This is a genomic window from Hydrocoleum sp. CS-953, assembly GCF_002260545.1.
Lineage (GTDB): Bacteria > Cyanobacteriota > Cyanobacteriia > Cyanobacteriales > Microcoleaceae > Trichodesmium.
The window spans coordinates 1-3,024 of record NZ_LGSU01000410.1 but is presented as its reverse complement, the minus strand read 5'-3'; the positions used below and the strand labels follow the sequence as shown (position 1 = coordinate 3,024).

4 protein-coding genes are annotated in these 3,024 nt (G+C 36.2%); all 4 read right to left on the bottom strand.

From position 1 onward, the window contains the following. The coding region (gene aroQ / locus AFK68_RS04020; RefSeq protein WP_094671691.1) for a type II 3-dehydroquinate dehydratase at nucleotides 1-429 on the bottom strand (429 nt) is incomplete at its 3' end. Between the two features lie 26 nt (nucleotides 430-455). Further along, the coding region (locus tag AFK68_RS04015) for a type II 3-dehydroquinate dehydratase (RefSeq protein WP_210407214.1) at nucleotides 456-637 on the bottom strand (182 nt) is incomplete at its 3' end. Between the two features lie 28 nt (nucleotides 638-665). Beyond that, the gene (locus AFK68_RS43265; RefSeq protein WP_256386479.1) at nucleotides 666-800 is read right to left on the bottom strand and encodes a hypothetical protein; all 135 of its coding nucleotides are present in this window, start codon (nucleotides 798-800) and stop codon (nucleotides 666-668) included. Between the two features lie 306 nt (nucleotides 801-1,106). Next, a complete protein-coding gene (locus AFK68_RS04010; RefSeq protein ID WP_094671689.1) occupies nucleotides 1,107-2,357 on the bottom strand; it encodes a competence/damage-inducible protein A in 1,251 nt (416 codons plus the stop codon). Between the last annotated feature and the right edge of the window lie 667 nt (nucleotides 2,358-3,024).

The window sequence follows — 3,024 nt, the reverse complement described above, 5'->3', positions numbered from 1 at the left end:
ATAATTAACTATTGCTTTTAGTCCCAATATATAGCTTTCTGAACCAAAACCACTAATTTGACCAATAGCTACTGGTGCAATAAAAGAATGATGTCGAAATTCTTCTCGACGATAAATATTACTGAGATGAACTTCTACTGTGGGAATATTCACCCCAGAAATAGCATCCCTAATGGCCACACTGGTATGGGTATATGCTCCCGCATTAATAACTATGCCTTGGTGTTGCTCACTACTAGCTGAGTGAATTGCATCCACCAAGACACCTTCATGGTTAGACTGTAATACAGAGATTTTTACTCCAAGAGATTCTGCCTCTTGCTCTAACAGTCGATTTATATTATCTAAAGTTTCAGAGCCATATATTCCTGGTTCCCGCAGACCCAGGAGGTTCAAATTTGGCCCATGTAAAACTAAAATACTAAACAAATAATTTAAAGGTTGAATGGTAAAGNATTGCATCCACCAAGACACCTTCATGGTTAGACTGTAATACAGAGATTTTTACTCCAAGAGATTCTGCCTCTTGCTCTAACAGTCGATTTATATTATCTAAAGTTTCAGAGCCATATATTCCTGGTTCCCGCAGACCCAGGAGGTTCAAATTTGGCCCATGTAAAACTAAAATACTAAACAAATAATTTAAAGGTTGAATGGTAAAGTTATCAACGACGGGAGCGGTCGTTTACTGGAATGGGAATAGGTTCTGGTTCTGGTTCTGCCTGTGGACCTAATAAAGCCTCAACTAGCTTGCGAGTCCATTCCTTTAATTTTTCGAGTACCTTTTCAATGTAATCCATTAATATCGCATTCCCGCTGGATACTCTCACCATAGCTATTTATTTTATTTTTATAGTGAGGGGTAAGCGGGGCGGGATCTGCCGCTTCCCTTTTCAGACAAAGTTATTGGAAGATTTTAACAGTTTAGCCACAATAAATAGTCATCGTGGCTTTTTGTTTGTTTATCTTTACTTTTATATTAACACTTTTTTTGCTGTTGGTTGAGATGACCATTCAGCAATGATAAGTTGATTTTATGAAAGTATGGACTAAAGACCAGACCTTGAATTAATTATAATCAACTTTTCTCATATTTTTGTCTTTCATTAGACTGAATATAATTTTCTTCTCAACAGGTCAAGAGCTGTACAAGCACTTACTCTTCTAATCCAATCACGATTTCGCAAAGGACTGAAGCGGTATTCAAAACTTTCTACTTCATCTTTAAATCTGGCTATGCCAATATAAACTAAACCCACAGGTTTAGTGTCAGTTCCGCCTCCAGGTCCAGCAATACCAGTAATACTAATTCCCCAGTTAGTTCCTAGCTTCTCGACTACTCCACTTGCCATTTGCTTTGCCACTGCGTGACTTACAGCACCTTCAGCAATTAAATTTTCCTGCTTAACATCTAGCAAAGTAATTTTTACTTGATTTTCATAAGCGATAACTCCACCATGAAAGTATTGTGAACTACCTGGAGTAGAAGTCAACATACTACCCAAGCTTCCACCCGTACAAGATTCTGCCACAGCTAAAGTTTCGCCCTGATCTAACAATAATTTTCCTACTACTGAAGCGAGAGACTCATCATTAATACCATAACAATCAATTCCAGCAATATCTCGTATTTGTTGTTCTACAGGAAAAATTAATTTATCTGCTAATTCTTGGGACTCAGCACGGGCAGAAATTCTTAATTTTACTTCTCCAAAATTAGCATAGGGAGCAACCGTAGGATTTTTCATTTCTAGTAATGGAGCTACTTTTTCTGCCAAAGTTGACTCCGCAATACCCCAAAATTTTAAGGTCTGACTATAGATAGTTTCTCCACACCAACCCTGACTATGGAAATAAGGTACAGCAGTTTCTTCCCACATCATTTTCATTTCAGTGGGAACTCCGGGAAAAGTCATTATTGTTACATCTGCGATTGGTTGCCAAATAATTCCAGGAGCGCTACCTATAGGATTAGGTAAAATATTTGCACCTTGGGGAATTAAGGCTTGTTTTCGGTTACTAGCAGTCATGGGGCGACCCCGATGGGCAAATTTTTGGGTAATATCTTCTATTATTTCGGGTCTTTCTATAAGTGGGGTATTAAAAAAGTCGGCGATAGTGGCCACTGTTAAATCATCTGGGGTCGGGCCTAAACCTCCTGTGAAAATTAATATTTGGGAGCGTTGGGAGGCGATCGCTAATACTTGTTTGATTCTCTCTGGATTATCTCCTACTACATTTTGATAGTAATGAGCTATTCCTAATCTTGCTAGTTCTTGGGCTAAAAATTGAGCATTACTATTTAGGATATCTCCTAATAGTAGTTCTGTACCAACACATATAATTTCTGCAATCATATTTATAATGGATAATTGATAATTTAACAGTTTGTAGTGTAAATGCAAATTATTTTTCTTTAACTACATTAGAGTTGTTGGGAATTAAGTCCTAAAAACAAGGCTAAAGCCATTATAAGTTAAGGTTTATAGTGCTTTTATAGTCTAAAATTATGAAAATATTATATAGTCAGCCTTTGAGCATTTTAAGAGCATTTTAAATTTCTATTTCCAAACAAATCTCTATATAGCAGTTCTATTTTATTTGTGTATAAAAACCTTAACGCTTTTAGGTATTGAGGGAAAACTTAANTAAGTATTACTGAAAACGGCTCCGAAAAATTATATAGTCAGCCTTTGAGCATTTTAAGAGCATTTTAAATTTCTATTTCCAAACAAATCTCTATATAGCAGTTCTATTTTATTTGTGTATAAAAACCTTAACGCTTTTAGGTATTGAGGGAAAACTTAACTGTTAACAGGCGCGAGTTTCAGTTTTTTATCTACTTTTTGATTACCCGCAACCTATGGGAAGATTGGTATATATTTTTCATAATTATAGCGTTTCTCAAGCTTATGAGGTACACAAGCTCTTTAATTTCTTTTCTATTCCCTATTCCCTATTCCCTATTCCCTATTCCCTATTCCCTATTCCCTATTCCCTATTCCCTATTCCCTATTCCCTATT

Bases quoted from the DNA above. Each gene is read 5' to 3' on its own strand.
- AFK68_RS43265 (WP_256386479.1), bottom strand. From the start codon at position 800: ATGGATTACATTGAAAAGGTACTCGAAAAATTAAAGGAATGGACTCGC.
- AFK68_RS04010 (WP_094671689.1), bottom strand. From the start codon at position 2,357: ATGATTGCAGAAATTATATGTGTTGGTACAGAACTACTATTAGGAGAT.